The sequence below is a fragment of the Lacipirellulaceae bacterium genome (assembly GCA_040218535.1).
Taxonomy (GTDB): domain Bacteria; phylum Planctomycetota; class Planctomycetia; order Pirellulales; family Lacipirellulaceae; genus Adhaeretor.
This window is the reverse complement of record JAVJRG010000005.1, coordinates 1,127,977-1,147,213: the sequence shown is the minus strand read 5'-3', so window position 1 is coordinate 1,147,213 and position 19,237 is coordinate 1,127,977. Positions and strand designations below refer to the sequence as shown.

Genomic DNA, 19,237 nt, shown 5'->3' with positions numbered 1-19,237 from the left:
CCTATTCGGCAGCTTCTTCGATTTCTTCAGCAGTCTCTTCAACGGCAGATTCTTCGCCAGAGAGAGATTCTTTCACTTCGGCTGCACCTTCTTTGATCTTCTCGACGCCAGCCTCAGCACCTTCTTTCATTTCTTTGCCCATTTCCTTGGCACCTTCGACAGCTTCCTTCGCGCCTTCCTCAACCTTTTCAGCAGCATTCTTTGCGTCTTCCTTCATGCTGTCCTTTGTGGCTTCGCTGCAGCCAGCGAAGGTGAACATGCCGAGTGCCATCAGCAACATCATTTTTGAAATCTTCATCGTCTCAACTCCTCTCAATAGTCTGGATCGGATCGTGGGGACCTCCCCCCGACCCGGGTGGTCCGCTTCGTGTAAGCTCTTATCGTACCAGCCACTAAACGAAATGTCTTGCGGGCAAGCGTTTTCCCGGCGTGAGAAAAGGCTGAAATCGCAGTAGCCTAGAGGGACTATTCCGATTATGAGGCCTACTGGCCGGCAGCAGCGGCTGGTCGACGCGGTGTGTAGAGACAGCAATCAACAGGGCAGACATCGTGGTTGGGACCCATGTCGCCCAGGGCCGGCTTGTCCGGCGACTCGCTCATCCGCTCGACAATCAGTTCGCGAATCATCCGGATGAAACGCGGATGCGTGCCGACGGTCGGTATTCGTTGCATGTGGATGCCAAGCTCCTTGCAAAGCTCAGCCGCTTCTGTGTCGAGATCGAAAAGAACCTCCATGTGATCGGAGACGAAACCGATCGGAAGGATCATCAACTCCTTCAACTTTTCCTTCTCGTGCAGCTCGGAAATTCGATCGCAGACGTCGGGCTCAAGCCAAGGTTGTTGGGGCGGGCCACTGCGACTCTGGTAAACCAGTTCCCAACGCTCATGCCCCGCCATCTCTGCGACGAGCCGACATGCTTCCTTAAGCTGCACTTCATAGCGGCAATTCTCGGCCATGCCCATCGGAATGCTGTGGGCAGTGAACATTAGCAGAGCGCTCTCGCGAGACTCTTCCGGGATGTTCTCACGGTGCGATTTCACGGACTCCGCCATTGGCTCGACAAAACCAGGATGGTTGAAGAACATCCGCAACTTATCAACGTGCGGTGCCCCCTCTCCTACTTCTTCTTGGGCACGCATGATGTCTTCGCGATACTGCCGACATCCCGAGTAGCAGCTAAAGGCACTTGTGAAGAACGCGATCGCCCGTTTCACGCCGTCGTCCCGCATCTCGCGCAGCGTGTCGGCCATCATCGGATGCCAGTTCCGGTTGCCCCAATAGATCTTGAGATGGGGACCGTGCTCTGCCAGTTCTTCTTCCAAAGCGGCGATCAACTGGCGATTCTGCTCGTTGATGGGACTAACGCCGTCGAAATGTTGGTAGTGCTCAGAGACTTCCAACATTCGCTCGCGGGGGACGTTTTTGCCGCGAAGGACGTTCTCCAGGAAAGGCATGACGTCGTCAGGGCCCTCGGGACCACCAAAAGAAACGACAAGAATGGCATCGTAGGCGTTAGCTTCTGACGAATCACTCATTGGAACTTTGCTCCCTAAATGACAAATGACCAAGCAAAAATGACCAATGCGTTTCGGCTACGGCCGATGTCATTGGTCATTTCGACTTGGTCATTGTGAATTGACGCTTAGTGACCCCTACGGGACTCGAACCCGTGTTGCCGGCGTGAAAGGCCGGAGTCCTAGACCGCTAGACGAAGGGGCCGCGGTGTGTGCGAGGTGACTTCGCTCTCAGAACGAAACGCCCAGCAGAAACGGAATTGTGGCGGCTTTCGGAAGAACGTCAAGGCGATTTCCCGTTTAAGCACAGCCTCCACCCGTTAAAGACCGTTCTAATCATCGGCAATCAACCGGCCAGACCGGAGAAAATTGAGTACTTCTCAGCGAATCCGCCTGTTTCGTATTGAAGGAGAACCCTTCAAAAGAAAATAGATCGCCAAAAATGGCGATCTGTGAAGGTACAACCAAAAATGCGAAGTGCGACCGGTTAAGCCTACGAAGGGTTTGGCTCAGCAGACTCGTTGGCGGCTTCCGCGGAGCGGCGTATGGCTTCGTAAACTTCGTTACGATGCACGGGCACTTCCTTCGGAGCCTCGATACCCAGGCGAACTTTGTCGCCTCGGATTTCGACCACGACAATCGTGATATCGTCATTGATGACGATACTCTCGTTCTTCTTGCGGGATAGAACTAACATTTTCGGATTCCTTCACTGATCCTTACCTGACGATTCCATAGGCACGTCAGACGCCTACGCAGCGCGGCCTCCTGCCCAGTCCGCTTTTTACCACTGACAACTAGTCATTCGGCAGCGAAAATCACGGTCGCCGATCACTCGACTCCCTCGTTTCACTCTACGTGAGGAAAAGCGAGAGTCAAGAAAGCCGTAAGCAGTATTGGTCCTTTTTTGCAGGGAAAAGCTAGGCAAAAGAGGGCAGTACTGCGGCATGCCGCACAGAACCAAGGTGGTCTCTTATGGTGAGATCACCGAAAAAACACAACTGAAAAAACTGTAAACCAAATGTGATCAATGACTTACGCCTATTTCCTAGAGACAACCTGGCAGGTCAATGAGGGAACCAAAGCCTACTGTTGAGCCAAGCCGGGTCGGTTCGTAACGACTGCTTCGAGGAGTCTGATCATCCCGTTTCTGCCAGTATTCAACCTGGCAAGACGAGACTCCTGGCGCTATATCTGGAGAAGACAAGAGACATCCAGTTGGCGTTGCTCCGGCTTAGGCTCATCGACGGATTGTCATCAGCTCTTCGTCCCAACTGATTGCGCTCGAGCTTTCGACCTGAGCTTGCCTCATTAGAACAATCCCCCAAGGCGATTCATCGTGGATTGCTTCTTACATTTTTACGGTTGTATTTGCCGGCACATGAACGCTTAGCGGTTGCGGCAACAGTGTACGAATCTATAATCCGGGCTTGCATGCAGTGCATCCACGGCTCTTACAGCCTCACTCTTAGTCTCTAAGAAGAGAAGCGTAAACGAAGCAAATGATTGCGACCGTTAAACGAGTTTTCCCTTGGCTGGGCAATGTGTTCGAGGCGGTTTATACCGTTGGACACGGTATGTTTGTGACACTGCGAACAGCAGTGAAGACGTATCGGCCAGATCGAAAAACGTTCACAGAACATTACGAGTATCCCGAGCTGCCCGTTCCTGTAGCCGCCCGTTACCGCGGCTTCCATCGGTTTGATCTGACGACTTGCATTTCCTGTGACCAATGTGCGAAGGCTTGCCCTGTCGATTGCATCTACATTGGCAAGGAAAAGGTTGAGGGCGGTAAAGGCTTTAAAATCAATGGATACACCATTGACTATACGAAGTGCATGTTCTGTGCGCTATGTGTCGAGCCCTGCCCAGTGGATTGCATCTTCATGGGTGCGAGTCACGACTTGAGTTGCTACAGCCGTGATGGCTGCATCGTTGACTTCTCGCGCTTGCCGTTGGACGTTGCCTGGGGGCGATCTTCGATTAACCCCACGGCGGTCGCTCAATCGAAAGTCATTACTGAGCCCGTTCATGGAGGGCCGAATCAATAATGGCTACCCCAACTGCCATCGTCGCCTACCTGGGACTATTCGCGGCTGTCGCTGCGATCTTCTTGTTCGTCAACCTGCTCGTCGGGCGTTTTCTCCGACCAAACTTACCAAACGAAGAAAAGCTCGAAATCTACGAGTGCGGTGAGCCTACGATTGGCTCAAGCTTCGTGCAGTTCGACCTCCGTTTCTACGTCGTAGCTCTGCTGTTCATTATTTTTGATGTGGAAGTCGCCTTCTTCTTTCCGTGGGCCAGCGTCTACGGAAAAGCAACGCAACTATCCTCGCCAAACATGCCGGTCGTGATGGCAGATGTCGAGCCTGGCGGAGCGACTGACGAACTCTCACCGCAGGCGGCCACACGGCTTGCGGAACTCGGCGTCGAATCGCCCGAACTCCCTGCCCTTACGGCTGAACGAGCCAAGGAGCTCGACCTCGTCCAAGGTAGTGCTGAGGCTTCCAGTGCCGCGGTTCGCGACACTGGCAAGTTGCTCGCCAAGGCCTCGATCTTTGATATTGGCGTCTTCTTCTCAGTGCTAATGGTCGGCTTCTTCTACGTCTGGAGGCGGGGCGACCTTGATTGGGTACGTTCCACAGAGAGCCAGAAGGGGCAGGTCGTTGAACGGGCACCGCCCACTCAGACCACCGACCGTGCCGCGCGATCAGCAGGATCGATTCTCTCGGCTTAGTTCAAGTCAGTAAGTTATTGGACAACAGAAAAGTAGACATCCGATGAGCGGACAAGCATTCGTCGACCAGCTCAAACAAAAGTTTGGCGACAACATTACGGGTTCGAACTTTGAAAACATCGACCCCTGGATTGAAGTTTCCCCAGATGGGCTCGTCGAGCTTTGCCAGTATCTGCGTGACGAACCAAGCCTGGCTTTCGATTACCTCAATAGCATCACCGCGGTTGATTATCTGCACATCGATGAGAAGAAGGCAAAGAAGGCCACTTGGGAGCCTCATACCGAAGTTGTCTATCACCTGTTCAGCATGCAGCACAAGCACAGCCTCGTGCTAAAGGTGACGCTTCCCCGCTGGAAGGACGACACTCCAGGTGAATTGCCGGAACTGGCCTCAGTGTCGCACATTTGGAGTACGGCCGACTGGCATGAACGCGAGATCTACGATCTGTCAGGCGTTCACTTCACCGATCATCCCAACCTCCGCCGGATCCTCTGCCCTGAAGACTGGGTCGGGCATCCGATGCGAAAAGACTACGAGATGCCGCTCGAGTATCACGGAATCCGTGGTCGGTAAGTAGCGGCTTCTCGTTCATTAGGTCAACTATCCACTAGCTCTCAACGACTTGCATGTCCACCACGGTCGACGATCCCCGCGAAATTGAATTTGATGTCCGCACCGACGAAATGTTGGTGAACATGGGTCCGCAGCACCCCAGCACCCACGGCGTGCTGCGTTTGGTGCTGCGAACTGACGGAGAAATCGTCTCGGAAGTCACGCCTCACATGGGCTACTTGCATCGTTGTGCGGAAAAGATCGGCGAGAACCTCACACCGCGGCAGTGGGTGCCCTACACGGACCGGATGGACTACTTGGCCGCGATGAACATGAATCTCGGCTGGGCCCTGACCGTTGAAAAGTTGCTCAAGTACGAGCCGCCCGAAAAAGGCCGGCACCTCCGCGTAATCATTGCGGAGATGGGGCGGATCGCGAGCCACTTGGTCGGCATGGGTACCTACGGCCTCGACCTGGGTAGCTTTAGCCCTTTCCTCTACGCCTTCCGCGAGCGGGAGAAAATCCTCGACCTATTTGAGGAAGCTTGCGGTGCACGACTCACCTACAGTTATATTACTCCCGGCGGAGCGACGGCCGACCTTCCAGCAGGCTGGTTAGAAAAGTGCGAGGACTTTCTCACGCAGTTCGAGCCGATGATCGCGGAGTACCATACGCTGCTGACCACCAACTCGATCTTTATCAAGCGAACCGCCGGCATCGGCGTGATGTCGCGTGAGATGGCCATCGACTATGGCACTAGCGGCGCCGTGCTGCGGGGGAGCGGGATCGATCACGACTTGCGTCGCGACGGCGAGGAAATCTACACGGCCATGTACGATGGCTACGCTTTCGAAGTCATTTCCCAGCAAGACGGCCACTACCCGAAGGATCACGAGTACCCGCCGATCCCTCAAGAAGCGATCCTCGGCGACTGCTGGCATCGGTTCTACGTGCGGATGTTAGAAGTCATTCAAGCGATCGACTTAGTTCGCCAAGGGATCGAGCGATACCGCACCGCAGAAGGCGACTATGGCGAGCCGATGAAGCTCACAACGAAGCTACCCAAGGGCGAAGTCTATCTTGAAACCGAGTGCCCGCGGGGCCAGATGGGTTTCTATCTGGTGAGCGAAGGGGATTCGATTCCTTGGCGACTCCGGGCACGCAGCAGTTGCTTCTGCAACCTGTCGGTCGTCTCCGAACTGAGTCGCGGTTGCCTGATCGCGGACATCCCCGCGATCGTCGGGTCGCTCGACATCGTGATGGGTGAGATTGATCGTTAGACCGGTCACGACGCATCTAGTAGACGGCAAATCATGTGGTTTTCACCGGGCTAACCCTATACACCTTTTGGACTTTGTGCCATATTTCACGATCTCCAAACGGACATGATAGCACGGCAACCGGCCTGCCGTTCCATGCCCCTGGAAGTCGTTCTTAAGCACGATTTTTGAGCCGCCCAAGCGCGAAAGAATTTAGGCTGTGGCAGAAATCATCAATTCCGTTTTGAACTGGCTCGCGTCGTGGGTTGGACTCACCGTCGCAAGTGACAGTTTGCTTGGATTTGTCCTGGCAGCGTTTGTTCATGTCGGCTTGATCATCAACATTGTTGCCGTTGGTGCGTTGGTCTTTATTTGGCTTGAGCGCAAGATCTCAGGCCGCATCCAAGACCGCCTAGGCCCCACGCGGGTCGGTGGCAAATTCGGCTGGCTGCAAACTCTTGCCGATGGCTTGAAGCTCATCACCAAAGAAGACTTGATGCCCGATGGGGCCGACAAGCTTCTCTTCAAAGTCGCTCCTTATGTAAGCTTTTGCGCTGCAATCGCAGCCTACCTAGCGATACCTTTCGCGGGGGGCGAGTATCCCTTTGTTGCTCAGCACGTGAACTCCGGCATCTTCTTCGTGCTTGCCGTTCTTGGATTAGAAGTCTTCGGCACGATTCTGGCCGGTTACTCTTCCGCGTCGAAATGGTCGCTCTTCGGAGCAATGCGTGAAGCGGCACAGGTGGTTAGCTACGAAGTTCCGCTTGGCATGTGTGCGGTTGTTCCCGTTCTTCTTGTGGGCTCGCTCGATCTGGTCTACATCGGCAACATGCAAGAAGGCCTGTTCACAAACTGGCTGGTCTTCAACGATCCGTTCACGTTTATCACCTTCTTCGTCTACTGCACGTGTGCCACGGCAAGTGTTAACCGCGCCCCGTTCGACTTGGCAGAGGCGGAAAGTGAACTCGTGGCTGGCTTCCATACGGAATACTCCGGCCTTCGCTGGAGCTTCTTCTTCATGGCCGAGTATGGCTCGATGTTCTCGGTGAGCTTGCTCGCATCAATCCTGTTCCTCGGAGGGTGGAATGGCCCGTTCCCTGTTACGGAATGGCTTGGGCTGACAGGTGAGCCAAGTACAATTTCGGGTGTGATTGACAGCATCATGCAGTTCTTTGGACTTACAGCAGGAGGAACCTCAGTCGCGTGGTATCTCGGTAGCCTGCTTGGCGCCGCGAATTTGATCGGCAAAGCGACCCTCGGCGTCTGCATCATGATGTGGATTCGCTGGACGCTGCCTCGCTTGCGTATCGACCAAGTGATGACCACCTGCTTGAAATACTGCACACCGATCGCCGCAGCAATGTTCCTAGGCGCGGTCATCTGGCAATACAACTTCCCTCACAAGAACCTCTTCGGCCTGCAAGATCGTCCTGAAGCGACCTATGCCGTCAGCGAAGGTTGGCAGCGAGCAGGCGATAAAGTTGCCTCGGAGGGGGGAACCGATGGGACAGAACAAGAATTGGAGGAAGAAGTTTCCGAAGAGACTGTTTCGCTTCCAAGCGAGAAAACCGTTGCGATGAGCAACTCTGTCGGAGGGGGCAACTAACTATGGAATCCATCTACTGGCCCTCATTCTTCTTCCTGCTGTTCGCCGCCCTCGCCTGCGGTTTCGCCGTTGCCGTCCTGTTGGCAACCAACATCGTGCGGATGGCGTTCTACCTGGTACTTTCACTCGCCTCGACTTCGGGCCTATTCTTTCTAGCGGGCGCTGATTTCGTTGGTGCGATGCAATTGATGATTTACGTCGGCGGTACTCTAGTGCTGCTGATTTTTGGCGTGATGCTCACCTCCCAAGAACGCTTCGTCGAGATGAAGACGATGGCTGGTGACTGGGTCCTGGGCTTTATTGCTGGTAGCGCCCTGCTGGCAACCCTCGCCTGGGTGGCGTTTAGTGTTCCCGAATGGAGAGGTATCGATCGTGCCGCGGCTGAAGAGCTTGAAGTCGAAGCGACGGTTGCTCCACTTGCGATGGGCTTGCTTGGCGCTCGCACTGATGGCGGCAGTGAGCAGGGTTATCTCCTATTCTTCGAAGTCGTTTCCGTGCATTTGCTCGTCGTGCTGGTCGGTGCTGCCTATCTCGCTCGTGCGAAAATGAAACGGGGGACTGCTGAGGAGAGAACCACACAGGTCGAACCAGGAGCCGCACTGCCCAATTGATAAGTAGGCGGCTGTTTTCAAAGACAGGGCGACAACTCGCAACACTCCATTTTTCATCATTCCAATAGCCCATCACTCCATGTCCTCACTTCCACTAGCACACCTCTTGAACGAGCCAGTTGGCGTCGCCCACTTCATGTTGGTCGGTGCGGTGATGTTCGTCTGTGGGGCGTTGTGCATGGCAACCAAAAGGAACGCCCTTGGCGTCCTGATGGGGATCGAGCTGGTCCTTAACGGCGCAAATATCAATTTTATCGCGTTCGGTAGCAAATACCTCCGCAACGACGCGAACACCCTTGGGCTTGATGGTCAACTGATGTCGCTGTTTGTGATCGTTTTAGCCGCTGCCGAAGCGGCCGTCGCGCTCGCCATCGTATTGAACTTTTACAACAACCACGACTCGGTCGATGTTGACCGTGCGGAGCAGTTGCAAGGCTAACAAGCAATCAGCGGGAGAAATCCTGCTTCAAGAACACCTATGGATCCTGCTTCTCTACTGCCGACACTACTTACCTTCGCTTGGCTCATCCCCCTGGCGTCGTTTGTAGTTATCCTGTTTTTCGGCAAGCACATGGGGCCGCATGGAAAGCTGGCCGGCCATGTCGCGGCACTTTCGATCGGAACAAGCTGCCTGCTAAGCATGATCGCCCTGTTTGGCGTGTGGCTGCCCAATCACGAGTTAGTTGACGCCCATCACGGCGGGCATGACGCGACTCACGAAGGCGAAGATCATGAGAGCCACGACGAAGACCATGGTGCTGAGGAAGCGGCAGCTCCCCAGGGATCGCAGTTCCAATACACCAGTACCGAGGTCGCCTCAGCCAAGCTGACGCTCACCGCCGCTAGTTCCGGCGAAGGCGAGGAGCATTCCGAAGAACACAACAACGGCCCGCCACCTTATTACACGGGCGAGTATTACACGCTCGTTTCGTTTGGCAGCTTGAAACTGGCCCTGAGCTACTACATTGATACGCTCACGGTCGTCATGTTCTGCATGGTCACGCTGATCGCCACCTGCGTTCACATCTACGCGATGGGCTACATGCATGACGAGTTGCACGATTTCACTGACCACGAAGTGACGCTCTCCAACGGTGCCCACCTCAAGCGGCCCGGTCGCTACTGGCGGTTTTTCCAGTACTTGTCGCTCTTCTGCTTCAGCATGTTGGGCATCGTGATCGCTGGCAACGTGGCGATGGTCTTTGTCTTCTGGGAACTGGTCGGTATCTGCTCCTACTTCCTGATCGGCTTCTACATCGAACGCCACAGTGCAAGCACCGCCGCGAACAAGGCGTTTATCGTCAACCGCGTGGGCGACTTCGGCATGCTGATCGGCATGATGGCCCTCTGGGCTAGCGTCGGCACGTTCGCTTTTGGCGACATGCAGGACGAAACCGGCAAGACAGTGATGACGGAGTCCGGTGAAGTCGCCGAGCCCGGCATCTTCAGTCAGCTCCGAACGAAAGAGAACGATTACGCCATCCAGCCGACCGAAGGCATGGTGGCTGAAGGTGAGCGGATCACGACTGTCGAAGAGGGAGAAGAGAATAACGCCGGATGGTGGCTGCTCTTGGTCGCTGGCGTCGGAATCTTCTGCGGCTGCGTGGGCAAGAGCGCCCAGTTCCCGCTGCACGTTTGGTTGCCCGACGCGATGGAAGGGCCGACGCCCGTTTCGGCGCTAGTTCACTCCGCAACGATGGTCGCCGCAGGGGTTTATCTCACGGGGCGATTCTATCCCGCGTTCTCTCCCGAAGCGCTGATTGTGATTGCCTACGTCGGTGCGATCACGCTGCTGATTGCAGCAACCATTGCCATCACGGCGACGGATATTAAGCGCGTTCTCGCCTACTCGACGGTCAGCCAGCTCGGCTACATGATGCTTTCCTTGGGCTTGGGCGGTTGGCTTGCCGGCTTGTTCCACCTAATCACGCATGCCTTTTTTAAGGGCTTGTTGTTCATGTGTTCTGGCTCGGTAATTCACGCTGTACATACGAACGACATGACCGAAATGGGTGGCCTGCGTAAGAAAATGCCGATCACGGCTTACACGATGCTTGTTGGCTGTCTGGCTATTATTGGTGCGGGCATCCCTGTCGCTGGTATTGGGCTGAGTGGCTACTACTCCAAAGATGCCATCATTGAGCAAGCTTGGAATTTCTTCGATAAGAATCAGTTCCACGGGTCGATTCTCCTAGCCGCTCCGGTTTTCGGAGCCGCAATCACAGCGTTCTACATGTTCCGACTGTGGTACATGACCTTCGCCGGTGAGCCTCGGAACCAACAGCGATACGACCATGCTCACGAATCACCCAGCACGATGACCACGCCACTGATCATTCTCGCGGTCTTTGCAGTTGCGGTTGGTTGGAACTTCCCTGGGACGAACCTCGGCGTTTACAATTTGCTTGACCAAGCTCGTCCTGTCGGGACTCTTGCCACCAGTGAAGGCGTCCTCATGGAGAGTCTAACGATTCCCAACGAGCATGACGCGCACAACTTCTTGGTGAAAGCAGGCTTAGCCGCCTTCGGGACAGCAGCCGCAGGGTTGTTGCTGGCCACACTCATGTATCTGTTGCGTTGGGATATGTTCAACCCAGCAGAGATCAAGCAGACCTTCAAACCCATTCACAGTTGGCTGTGGAATAAGTGGTGGTTTGACGAGCTCTACTGGGCTGTGTTTGTCGCTCCTTCGATGGTGGTGGCGAAGTTTGCGTCCAGCTTCGACCGGGGAGTGATTGATTCGATTCTTCACGGTGCCGCTTCCGCTGCAAAGGGTGGTTCTCAAGTTGTGGACGCCGTCTTCGACAAGACGGTGGTCGATGGCTCAGTCAACGCCTTCGCCCGCGGCACTTGGGACTTCGGACTGTTACTTAAGAAGCTGCAAACCGGCAGCCTTCGTCAATATATTTTATTCATCGTCGTCGGGGCGATGGTTTTGTTTGTCTCCGCGTTCTTCACGATTGTGATTTCAGGAAGCTAGCCGCGTAACGATCGCATAGGCTTCCCACCTGACTCTCGCTTGTCAACGAAAACACCATGTCACTCAGCGACCCCAAAGTTTATCTCAGCTTTCTCGTCTTCCTGCCGGCGCTTGCCGCGTTGGTATTGGCTTTCTTTCCTAAGAACCAAGGCGACGCGATCAAGTTCACCACGCTCGGCGTGACGATCTTCACGTTCATCCTGTCGCTGGGCTTGTTCCGCCAGGGAGCCGGTGTTGATTTCGACGCGAGCGTCGCCGAGATGCAAAACCTATTCGCCCTGGATTGGATCCCGTCGTTCGGCATCCAATACATGATGGGCATGGATGGCATTAGCTTCCCGCTCGTCGTGCTAACAACGTTCCTATGCGTGTTGGCGATGGGGGCGAGCTGGCCAATCAACAAGCACGTGAAAGCCTACTGCATCCTATTCCTGCTATTGGAAACAGGCATTGTCGGCTGCTTCCTCGCGCTCGACTTCTTCCTGTTCTATGTTTTCTGGGAAGTGATGCTCCTGCCGATGTACTTTCTCATCGGTGTTTGGGGCGGCCCACGACGTGAGTATGCGGCGATCAAGTTCTTCCTCTACACGCTGTTCGGCAGTGTGTTGATGCTGATCGCCATCCTCATGCTGTACTTCAACAGCGATTTGACCGAACTGAACGCAACCCAACTGGCCGAGTCAGGCATTATTTCTGTCGGCGAAGAAGGCGACGCGGAGTCCGCGTTACAGGAGTGGCTCGCAGGAGATAGCGACCTCGCCAAGCGATTCGCGGAGACTCAGAAAGCGAACGAAGGCATCGCTGACGAAGCGATGAAGAAGCCGCTACACACCTTCAACATCCTAGCTCTCCAACAAATTGGCCAAAATACCACGCAGTTCCAAAGCGAAGCCTGGCTGGGCCAGACTGTTGGCCTGTGGGCCTTTGTGCTGCTATTTATCGGCTTTGTGATCAAGGTGCCCGGCGTTCCGTTCCACACCTGGTTGCCCGATGCTCACGTCGAAGCCCCGACACCCATCTCGATGATCCTTGCCGGCATTCTGCTCAAACTGGGCGGCTATGGAATCTTGCGAATTTGCTATCCCATCTGTCCGCAAGCTGGCTTCACCCTCGCACCGATCGTCTGTGGGCTCGGCGTCGTAAGCATGGTTTGGGGTGCGTTCGCGGCACTTGCTCAGAAAGACTTCAAGCGGATGGTCGCCTACAGTTCAGTCAGCCACATGGGCTACGTCGTGCTGGGCTTCGCGGTTTGGAGTGCATTCGGCTCCAACGGCTACAACCCAGACTATTGGAAGATGGGCGTCAATGGAGCGATGTTCCAGATGATCGCCCACGGCATTAGCTCCGCCGGCATGTTCTTTATGGTTGGCGTGGTCTACGACCGGGTACATCACCGCAATCTGGAAGAGTTCGGCGGCCTGTTTGCCAAGATGCCCGTCTATAGCGGCATGGCTCTGGGAATCTTCTTCGCTGGCTTGGGTCTTCCGGGCCTTTGCGGCTTCATCGGCGAAGTGCTGGTTGTGCTTTCCGTTTGGAAGTACAGCTACGTGCTGGCGATTATCTCCGCGGCAGTCGTGATTCTTACTGCAGGGTACATCCTGTGGGCCATCCAGCGAGTTTACCTGGGGGCTGAGTACAAGGGTCCGCATCCCGAGGCTCTGGTTCCGATCACAATGCGAGAACTCTCGATCGCTACGCCATTGCTGGCTTTGGCGATCTTGTTCGGCGTTTATCCGCGAGCTGTTTTCCATTACATGCAGCCGAGCGTCGACCGGCAGGTGGAACGCCTCGCTGAGCTGACCGAAGGCTACGAGGAAGAGGCTGAGGCGGAAGAGAAGCTGGACAACGCCGATAACGTCGCGATTGCGCGGGCTAAGCGATAGATCGCGACAAGAGCATCGAGAATACGAAATACTTTAGACAAACTGACTGAGCTTTAGCAGTGAATCTGCAAACCATTATAAACTCGCTCGTTGACGATACCGTCAACACAAGCCTCCCGCTCTTCAAGCCGGAGCTCGTGTTGTGCATCACGATCGTTGTGATGCTCGTTTGTCGCGTGTTTCCCCTGACAGATCGCATCCCTCCGTTTCTGTTAGCATTAGCCGGTTCGATTCTGGCCCTGTGGACGGCATTGCCGTTGGAAGGCTTGTCGACGTGGGCGGAACTAGAACGACAAGAGTTGTTCACCGGGATGCTCGTCTACGACTCAGTCACGGCCTACATGAAGGTCTTCCTACTGGCTTTCACAGTTCTGTTCGTTCTCCTTTCGCGACTCACGGGAATCGCTGATCGCGAAGATGGCCAGGATTATTACAGCCTAGTGTTTGGTTCGGTCGTCGGCATGTGCTTGATGGCTTCGGCGAATCACATGCTCACGCTCTTCCTAGGCATCGAAATGGCGAGCGTTCCTTCGTACGTCCTCGCCGGCATGGTGAAGGGTCGCCAGCGAAGTAGCGAAGCGGCGTTGAAGTATGCCATCTACGGTGCAGGCACAGCTGGCGTCATGCTTTATGGCATCAGCCTGCTTTCAGGCGTGCTGGGCTCAGCGCATCTCCCGACGATGGCCTCTCAGTTGGTCGCAATGGATATCCCCGCCAGCTTAGCCGCCGGTGAAGGTGTTGAGTCGCTTATCGTGCTAGTGCTAGGCGGACTGATGCTGGGCGTGGGACTCGCGTTCAAACTTTCGGCCGTGCCGTTTCACTTTTGGTGCCCTGACGTGTTCGAAGGTGCTTCGGCGGAAGTCGATGGATTTCTGTCTGTGGCCTCTAAGGCGGCGGCACTCGCATTGTTGCTTCGCGTCGGGCTCGGACTTGGTTATGCACCAGAGACTGAGCTTGCTGGGATCAGCAACCGAGAAGAGGCAGTCGCGACCGCTAAGCTGGACGGTGCTGTCGACTCTAAATTCCAACTTGTCGCTGATGAGGAAACTACCGACGCTGAGGAAACGGATGCCGTCGAGATCGGCAGTCCGCTCTCCTCAGTGCGTAAGTTCTTCGTCGCCGCAGTCGCTATTCTCGCGATTATCTCCTGCACGTTTGGTAACCTGGCCGCTTACGGGCAGAAGAATATCAAGCGCATGCTCGCTTACAGCACGATTGCTCACGCGGGCTTTATGATGATGCCGGTTGCGGCAGCGATTGCCCTAGCCGGACAGAACACGGCCGACGCGAGCGAAGCTGTCTCGGCTCTGTTGCTTTACGTAGGTATTTACCTGTTCATGAATCTTGGTGCGTTCGCCATCATCGCCTTCCTACGTAACGCAATGCATAGCGAAGAGATCAGCGACTACGCCGGGCTGATCAACAAAGCACCATGGATTGCCGTTTGCCTCACGCTGATCTTGTTCAGCCTAGTAGGCCTGCCTCCACTGGCCGGGTTCTGGCCAAAGCTGCAAGTGCTTCGTTCGCTATACGCAGCAGGTGGACCGCTGCTGATTGCCGTCCTGGTTGCTGCCGGTCTGAACACGGCGATTTCCCTGGTCTACTACTTGCGTGTTGCCAAGACGATTTGCATCGATCCTGAGCCCGACACGAGTCGCCCCGTTTCGGTGGGCTTTTTCCCGGCCACTTACATCGTCGCGATTTCGCTGCCGATTATCATTTTTGGAATCATTCCTGATGGAATCGCTGCTTGGGCGAAGCAGGCCGCTGACAACTTATTTTAGTTTTTCGTTTCCGAGAGTTTTCCTAACTGAATGTCCCCTGAAACCGTCCAAGCTCTGAATCGACTGCTGGCGATCCTCTGCCGATCCTTCCCGCAGTATCTCCAATACTCGCGGCCTCACGTCCCCAAAGGTCGGGATGACGTGTTGGAGTCGATCGAGGCAATGGTTACTGATCAAAACACGATTTCTGATCGTATCAACCGCTTACTGTCGGATTCAGGTTCGCGCCGACGCACGGGTGACTTCCCCATGGAATTCACCGACCTGCACGACTTAAGTATCGACTTCCTGCTGAAGTACGCAGCGAACTACCAAGAGCAAGACATCGCGAAGATCGATGAAATCGTTCAGCAGTTGCGGACTGCTCCTGCTGCCAAGGCGATTGCTGAGGAGGCTCTCGGGATGGCGAAAGGGCATCTTGACTCGTTGCGTGATCTGACGCTCGCACCTGCCAGCTAAGCAGGTTTCTTGACGATGCTCTTCGATACGCACACGCATCTGAATCAAGAAGAATTCGATGCAAACCGAGACGAAGTCGTCGCCCGCGCTCGCGAAGTCGGCGTCACACAGATGATCGCGGTCGGGGTGTCAGTAGAAACCAGCCAGCGCTGCATCGAACTTGCTGGGCAGTACCCGGAGGTCTACGCCGCCGTCGGCATCCAGCCCAATTATGTTGCTGAAGCCGCCGAGGACGATTGGGCGAAGATCGAGCAACTCGCCACGCAGCCCGGCGTAGTAGCGATCGGCGAAACGGGGCTCGACCGCTACTGGGACGACTCCCCATTTGACTTGCAGCAAGATTACTTCGACCGGCACATGCGTCTAGCGGAGAAGCTCGACCTGCCGTTCATCGTCCACATGCGTGAATGCGACGAGGACATCCTCGCCATGCTGCGGGAGGCTCATAAGCGAGGCCCGCTACGGGGCATTATGCACTCGTTCACCGGCAGCACGGAGATGGCCGCGGAGTGCGTTGCCATGGGCATGCACATTAGCTTCGCCGGGATGGTTACGTTCAAAAAGTCGCAAGACTTACGCGACTGCGCGGCAAGCGTCCCTGCGGATCGACTACTCATCGAAACCGACAGCCCCTACCTCTCGCCGGAGCCGCTGCGTGGGAAACGGCCCAACGAGCCGGCGAGGGTTCGGCATATCGCGGAGTGCTTGGCGAAGGTGCGGGGTGTGTCGTTGAAGGAATTTGCTGAGGTTACGACGCGAAATGCTTGTGAGGTGTTCAAACTTGAATTGCAAAAGGACGCAATCAGTGAAGTTTGAACTTCCAGGTCAATTGCGCGGCCCAGAGTGCCGGAAAGTGATTCATGAGGCAGTTGCTCTTCGCCGCCTTTTGGAACCATGGTTCTTAGGACTGGATTCTGCCTCTGCTGAGAAGTTATCTATAGTACTTAGAATTGACGGTTCGCTAGGAAGTTTCGGTCCAAGCGGAGTAGAGAACGTCGAATGTACTCACAAACATATATGTTGCGACTTGGTTATTGCCGACCACGACTGGAATTCGCTCAACTCGGCTTCGATACGCCACGTACTTTGCACGTATTTGCTAACGACGATCGAGGTATGCCTTGCGAGATTTGAGATTGAGTATGACTCAAATTCTCTAATTGCATTGCTTAGTTCAACAAGCTAGGTATGGACCGCGTAGCACTTAGCAATTAAGAAACGGCCTAGTACACAGGCGGCGTAGGAATCTCAGCCACGTCTTGCCGACGTGTCTCAAGCCGCTGGCTCGACGGTTCTGCTGAGTTCTCCGCTAGCGGATGCTGCCGACGATATGGCGCGGCATAGTAACCGCCTTGCGGGCCTGTGTAGTTGCCGTAGCAATCGCACGGGTCGCACTTGCAGGGTGGGTCGTTGTGCCATTCGCTCCAGTAGAGTTCGCAGTCGCAGCCCGCACAGCAACCACAGCCGAAGCACTTCATCAGTCCGCTGAGTAGCTTGCAGCGCTTTTTCTTGCAGGGGCTACCGCAGCAGACGTCGTCGCAGCCTCCGCAGCAGTCGTCAGCACAACAAGAGTCGTCGCAGCCGCAAGATGCTTCGGGGCAGCCACACCCGGCATCGCAGCATTCGCCACCGCAGCACTCATCGGGGCAACCACAGGTGGCCACGTCATCGCAGCCGCAGGCCGGTTCGGGACAGCCGCAGGTTGCGGTGCAATCGGTGCAGGAGCCGCAAGACATGGACCGGCAACCAAGATTGGTCGCAGCGAGCAGCATCAGGCTCAACGTGAGCGCGGCAGAAAATCTCATCTTCACCCCCCCCGGGTATCGTGAGTCTCTTCATTTGGAATCTAGATTGTCTTTTGCTGTATCGTCAGCGTGGGTCGTTCCGCTTGGCTGAAATCGTTAGAATCAACGCAATCAGCACGGGGGACGCTAGCACGCGAAACACAGCTACACAGCGCGGTGCAAGCACCCGCGGCGAAACGGTTCCCTTTGGTCAAAAGATCTCACCAGCTCAGAAATGACCAATCCACTTCACATCGGGCCACTCAATCACGTCGCGCTGCCTTCGGCAGACCCGGAGGTGGCTTCGCGATTCTATTGCGAGGTGCTGGGTTTTGAGCAGACTGCCCGGCCGGGCTTTTCGTTTCGAGGGAGCTGGCTGCTGAATCGTGCCACGGGGCTGATGATCCACCTCATCCACGACGCTGTATTTCAGCCTGATCTTGAAAGTCCGATCAACACACGCTCTTCCCACTTGGCCATGCAGACGCCGGACTACGACCAGGCGATCAATGATCTCGAGCAACACAATGTCGGATTCGTCGAGCGGGTGCTTCCCGACTACTGCTACCGGCAAGTGTTCTTTCGCGATCTCGACGGCAACGTGCTGGAACTGGGTGAGTGGCCCTCGCCCGAGGAAATGTTTCCTGGGTAGAGAAAGTTCTTAAATCACCGCAGTCACCCCGGTGGCATAAGAGTGCAAGTTCGGGAGAATAGTTACTTATGTCAGTCTGTCCGGACGAGAACGGAAACCGGATTCCTCGGTCGGCGAGCCTCCCGTCGGAATGACAGACAGTTTGCCTTCCAACAATTCATGACAAACGATTTATTATGGAAACCGCTGCGAAAGAGTTCTTTCAATCGATTCTCGAAACCCCCAGTCCCTCGGGTTACGAAGAGCCTGTCCAGGCGCTGGTCCGTGAGTACGCGGGTGGGTTCGCTGATGAAATCACCACGGACTTGCATGGCAACGTGATCGCGTGCTGCAATCCCGGGGCACCGCTGCGGATTATGTATGCCGGTCACGCGGATCAAATCGGACTGCTGGTGACTTATATTAGCGACGACGGTTTCATCTACACTAATACGATCGGCGGCTGGGACCCGCAGCAGTTGATTGGCCAGCGGATGACGATCCATACCCCGAGCGGCCCCATCCCAGCGGTGATCGCTCGTAAGGCGATTCATTTGCTTGAGCAAGAAGAGCGTAAGCAAGTCGTCAAGGCGAAGGATCTGTGGCTGGACATCGGGGCGAAAGACCAAGAGGAAGCGGCTGAAGTCGTCGGCATCGGCGACCCGGTCACCTTGGAGCTCGGCTACCAGGAGATGCGCAACAACTTAGCGAACTCACCCGGGATGGATGACAAGACGGGCCTTTGGGTTTGCTTTGAGGCACTCAGGCGAGCCAAGAAGATGGGGCTGGAAGCATCGCTGTATGCCGTGGCTACTGTTCAGGAAGAAATAGGACTTCGCGGGGCGACAACCAGTGCATTCGGCATTGATCCGCAAGTCGGCATCGCCGTGGACGTGACTCACGCGACCGACTGCCCAACGATCGATAAGACTCAAGAAGGGGACATTAAGCTCGGCGGAGGGCCCGTCATTTACCGTGGCCCCAACATGAATCACAAGGTGGTCGATCGTCTTCGCACGGTTGCCGATGAAGGGGAAATCGATTGCCAGTGGGGTGCCATTGGTCGTGGTACGGGAACCGATGCTAATGCGATTCAGCGTTCCCGAGCAGGTGTCGCGGCAGGTCTGGTGAGCATCCCCAATCGCTACATGCATAGTGCGGTCGAGATGATTTCGCTCGACGACCTCGACCAAGCCGCCGAACTGCTAGCACGCTTTGCTGCGGGGCTCACTCCCGAGGCGAGTGCCTTCATACCTGGATAGCAGTCCAGCCAAGAACAGGATCTGCTGATTCTCGCAAGTGGATGGCGAGCGCGAGCTTGACGCACAGGCTGCGCTTTTCCTATCTTCCCGCGGCTTACATCCCGGCGTTCTGATTCTCAAGAATCAACGCCTTTCTGGAATTGAGCGACGGACCCGTCGTTTACTGCCGTCAT

Annotated in this window: 18 protein-coding genes and 1 tRNA gene; 14 read left to right on the top strand and 5 right to left on the bottom strand. The window is 55.5% G+C overall.

Going from position 1 to position 19,237, the window contains the following annotated elements; translation table 11 throughout:
- Position 1: 1 nt before the first annotated feature.
- From RIB44_04920 to csrA, 4 genes are all read right to left on the bottom strand, one after another.
- Entirely contained in the window at positions 2–298 is a 297-nt protein-coding gene (locus RIB44_04920) for a hypothetical protein (GenBank protein ID MEQ8615917.1), read from the bottom strand.
- 185 nt (positions 299–483) lie between these two features.
- Positions 484–1,536: a ferrochelatase gene (locus RIB44_04915; GenBank protein ID MEQ8615916.1), complete on the bottom strand. Its 1,053-nt coding sequence runs from the start codon at positions 1,534–1,536 to the stop codon at positions 484–486.
- Positions 1,537–1,647: 111 nt separating this feature from the next.
- A tRNA-Glu gene (locus tag RIB44_04910) sits at positions 1,648–1,720 on the bottom strand.
- A gap of 288 nt (positions 1,721–2,008) precedes the next feature.
- On the bottom strand, positions 2,009–2,212 hold the full coding sequence (gene csrA, locus RIB44_04905) for a carbon storage regulator CsrA (protein MEQ8615915.1): 204 nt from the start codon (positions 2,210–2,212) through the stop codon (positions 2,009–2,011).
- 805 nt (positions 2,213–3,017) lie between these two features.
- Between csrA and RIB44_04900 the strand changes: the two genes are divergently transcribed.
- The 12 genes from RIB44_04900 (at position 3,018) to RIB44_04845 (ending at position 16,203) form a co-directional block, all read left to right on the top strand.
- On the top strand, positions 3,018–3,566 hold the full coding sequence (locus tag RIB44_04900; protein ID MEQ8615914.1) for an NADH-quinone oxidoreductase subunit I: 549 nt from the start codon (positions 3,018–3,020) through the stop codon (positions 3,564–3,566).
- Positions 3,566–4,252 carry an NADH-quinone oxidoreductase subunit A gene (locus RIB44_04895; GenBank protein ID MEQ8615913.1) on the top strand — a complete coding sequence of 229 codons (687 nt, stop codon included), beginning with the start codon at positions 3,566–3,568 and terminating at the stop codon, positions 4,250–4,252. Before RIB44_04900 ends, RIB44_04895 begins: the two co-directional genes overlap by 1 nt.
- A gap of 43 nt (positions 4,253–4,295) precedes the next feature.
- Positions 4,296–4,826: an NADH-quinone oxidoreductase subunit C gene (locus tag RIB44_04890; protein ID MEQ8615912.1), complete on the top strand. Its 531-nt coding sequence runs from the start codon at positions 4,296–4,298 to the stop codon at positions 4,824–4,826.
- Positions 4,827–4,879: 53 nt separating this feature from the next.
- Positions 4,880–6,085: an NADH-quinone oxidoreductase subunit D gene (locus RIB44_04885; protein ID MEQ8615911.1), complete on the top strand. Its 1,206-nt coding sequence runs from the start codon at positions 4,880–4,882 to the stop codon at positions 6,083–6,085.
- Between the two features lie 199 nt (positions 6,086–6,284).
- Positions 6,285–7,670, top strand: coding sequence for an NADH-quinone oxidoreductase subunit NuoH (gene nuoH, locus RIB44_04880; GenBank protein MEQ8615910.1), 1,386 nt, complete (start codon positions 6,285–6,287; stop codon positions 7,668–7,670).
- A 2-nt stretch (positions 7,671–7,672) separates the two neighbouring features.
- Positions 7,673–8,281, top strand: coding sequence for an NADH-quinone oxidoreductase subunit J (locus RIB44_04875; GenBank protein ID MEQ8615909.1), 609 nt, complete (start codon positions 7,673–7,675; stop codon positions 8,279–8,281).
- 79 nt (positions 8,282–8,360) lie between these two features.
- Positions 8,361–8,720, top strand: coding sequence for an NADH-quinone oxidoreductase subunit NuoK (gene nuoK, locus RIB44_04870; GenBank protein MEQ8615908.1), 360 nt, complete (start codon positions 8,361–8,363; stop codon positions 8,718–8,720).
- 39 nt (positions 8,721–8,759) lie between these two features.
- The gene (gene nuoL / locus RIB44_04865) at positions 8,760–11,261 is read left to right on the top strand and encodes an NADH-quinone oxidoreductase subunit L (GenBank protein MEQ8615907.1); all 2,502 of its coding nucleotides are present in this window, start codon (positions 8,760–8,762) and stop codon (positions 11,259–11,261) included.
- Between the two features lie 56 nt (positions 11,262–11,317).
- Positions 11,318–13,144, top strand: a complete 1,827-nt coding sequence (locus RIB44_04860; GenBank protein ID MEQ8615906.1) for an NADH-quinone oxidoreductase subunit M — start codon at positions 11,318–11,320, stop codon at positions 13,142–13,144.
- Positions 13,145–13,203: 59 nt separating this feature from the next.
- Positions 13,204–14,928 (top strand): NADH-quinone oxidoreductase subunit N, encoded by a 1,725-nt coding sequence (locus RIB44_04855; protein ID MEQ8615905.1) that lies wholly within the window; start codon positions 13,204–13,206, stop codon positions 14,926–14,928.
- A 30-nt stretch (positions 14,929–14,958) separates the two neighbouring features.
- Positions 14,959–15,387 (top strand): hypothetical protein, encoded by a 429-nt coding sequence (locus tag RIB44_04850; GenBank protein MEQ8615904.1) that lies wholly within the window; start codon positions 14,959–14,961, stop codon positions 15,385–15,387.
- 15 nt (positions 15,388–15,402) lie between these two features.
- Positions 15,403–16,203 carry a TatD family hydrolase gene (locus tag RIB44_04845; GenBank protein MEQ8615903.1) on the top strand — a complete coding sequence of 267 codons (801 nt, stop codon included), beginning with the start codon at positions 15,403–15,405 and terminating at the stop codon, positions 16,201–16,203.
- Between the two features lie 407 nt (positions 16,204–16,610).
- On the opposite strand, the gene RIB44_04840 is transcribed toward RIB44_04845, so the two are convergent.
- Positions 16,611–17,192: a hypothetical protein gene (locus tag RIB44_04840; protein ID MEQ8615902.1), complete on the bottom strand. Its 582-nt coding sequence runs from the start codon at positions 17,190–17,192 to the stop codon at positions 16,611–16,613.
- A 214-nt stretch (positions 17,193–17,406) separates the two neighbouring features.
- Between RIB44_04840 and RIB44_04835 the strand changes: the two genes are divergently transcribed.
- On the top strand, positions 17,407–17,823 hold the full coding sequence (locus tag RIB44_04835) for a VOC family protein (protein ID MEQ8615901.1): 417 nt from the start codon (positions 17,407–17,409) through the stop codon (positions 17,821–17,823).
- A gap of 176 nt (positions 17,824–17,999) precedes the next feature.
- On the top strand, positions 18,000–19,064 hold the full coding sequence (locus RIB44_04830; GenBank protein MEQ8615900.1) for a M42 family metallopeptidase: 1,065 nt from the start codon (positions 18,000–18,002) through the stop codon (positions 19,062–19,064).
- Positions 19,065–19,237: the final 173 nt, after the last annotated feature.

Coding starts and splice junctions, on each gene's coding strand:
- RIB44_04920 (MEQ8615917.1), bottom strand. CDS start 298: ATGAAGATTTCAAAAATGATGTTGCTGATGGCACTCGGCATGTTCACC.
- RIB44_04875 (MEQ8615909.1), top strand. CDS start 7,673: ATGGAATCCATCTACTGGCCCTCATTCTTCTTCCTGCTGTTCGCCGCC.
- RIB44_04860 (MEQ8615906.1), top strand. CDS start 11,318: ATGTCACTCAGCGACCCCAAAGTTTATCTCAGCTTTCTCGTCTTCCTG.
- RIB44_04890 (MEQ8615912.1), top strand. CDS start 4,296: ATGAGCGGACAAGCATTCGTCGACCAGCTCAAACAAAAGTTTGGCGAC.
- RIB44_04900 (MEQ8615914.1), top strand. CDS start 3,018: ATGATTGCGACCGTTAAACGAGTTTTCCCTTGGCTGGGCAATGTGTTC.
- RIB44_04840 (MEQ8615902.1), bottom strand. CDS start 17,192: ATGAGATTTTCTGCCGCGCTCACGTTGAGCCTGATGCTGCTCGCTGCG.
- RIB44_04895 (MEQ8615913.1), top strand. CDS start 3,566: ATGGCTACCCCAACTGCCATCGTCGCCTACCTGGGACTATTCGCGGCT.
- csrA (MEQ8615915.1), bottom strand. CDS start 2,212: ATGTTAGTTCTATCCCGCAAGAAGAACGAGAGTATCGTCATCAATGAC.
- RIB44_04835 (MEQ8615901.1), top strand. CDS start 17,407: ATGACCAATCCACTTCACATCGGGCCACTCAATCACGTCGCGCTGCCT.
- RIB44_04845 (MEQ8615903.1), top strand. CDS start 15,403: ATGCTCTTCGATACGCACACGCATCTGAATCAAGAAGAATTCGATGCA.
- RIB44_04915 (MEQ8615916.1), bottom strand. CDS start 1,536: ATGAGTGATTCGTCAGAAGCTAACGCCTACGATGCCATTCTTGTCGTT.
- RIB44_04850 (MEQ8615904.1), top strand. CDS start 14,959: ATGTCCCCTGAAACCGTCCAAGCTCTGAATCGACTGCTGGCGATCCTC.
- RIB44_04830 (MEQ8615900.1), top strand. CDS start 18,000: ATGGAAACCGCTGCGAAAGAGTTCTTTCAATCGATTCTCGAAACCCCC.
- nuoK (MEQ8615908.1), top strand. CDS start 8,361: ATGTCCTCACTTCCACTAGCACACCTCTTGAACGAGCCAGTTGGCGTC.
- nuoL (MEQ8615907.1), top strand. CDS start 8,760: ATGGATCCTGCTTCTCTACTGCCGACACTACTTACCTTCGCTTGGCTC.
- RIB44_04885 (MEQ8615911.1), top strand. CDS start 4,880: ATGTCCACCACGGTCGACGATCCCCGCGAAATTGAATTTGATGTCCGC.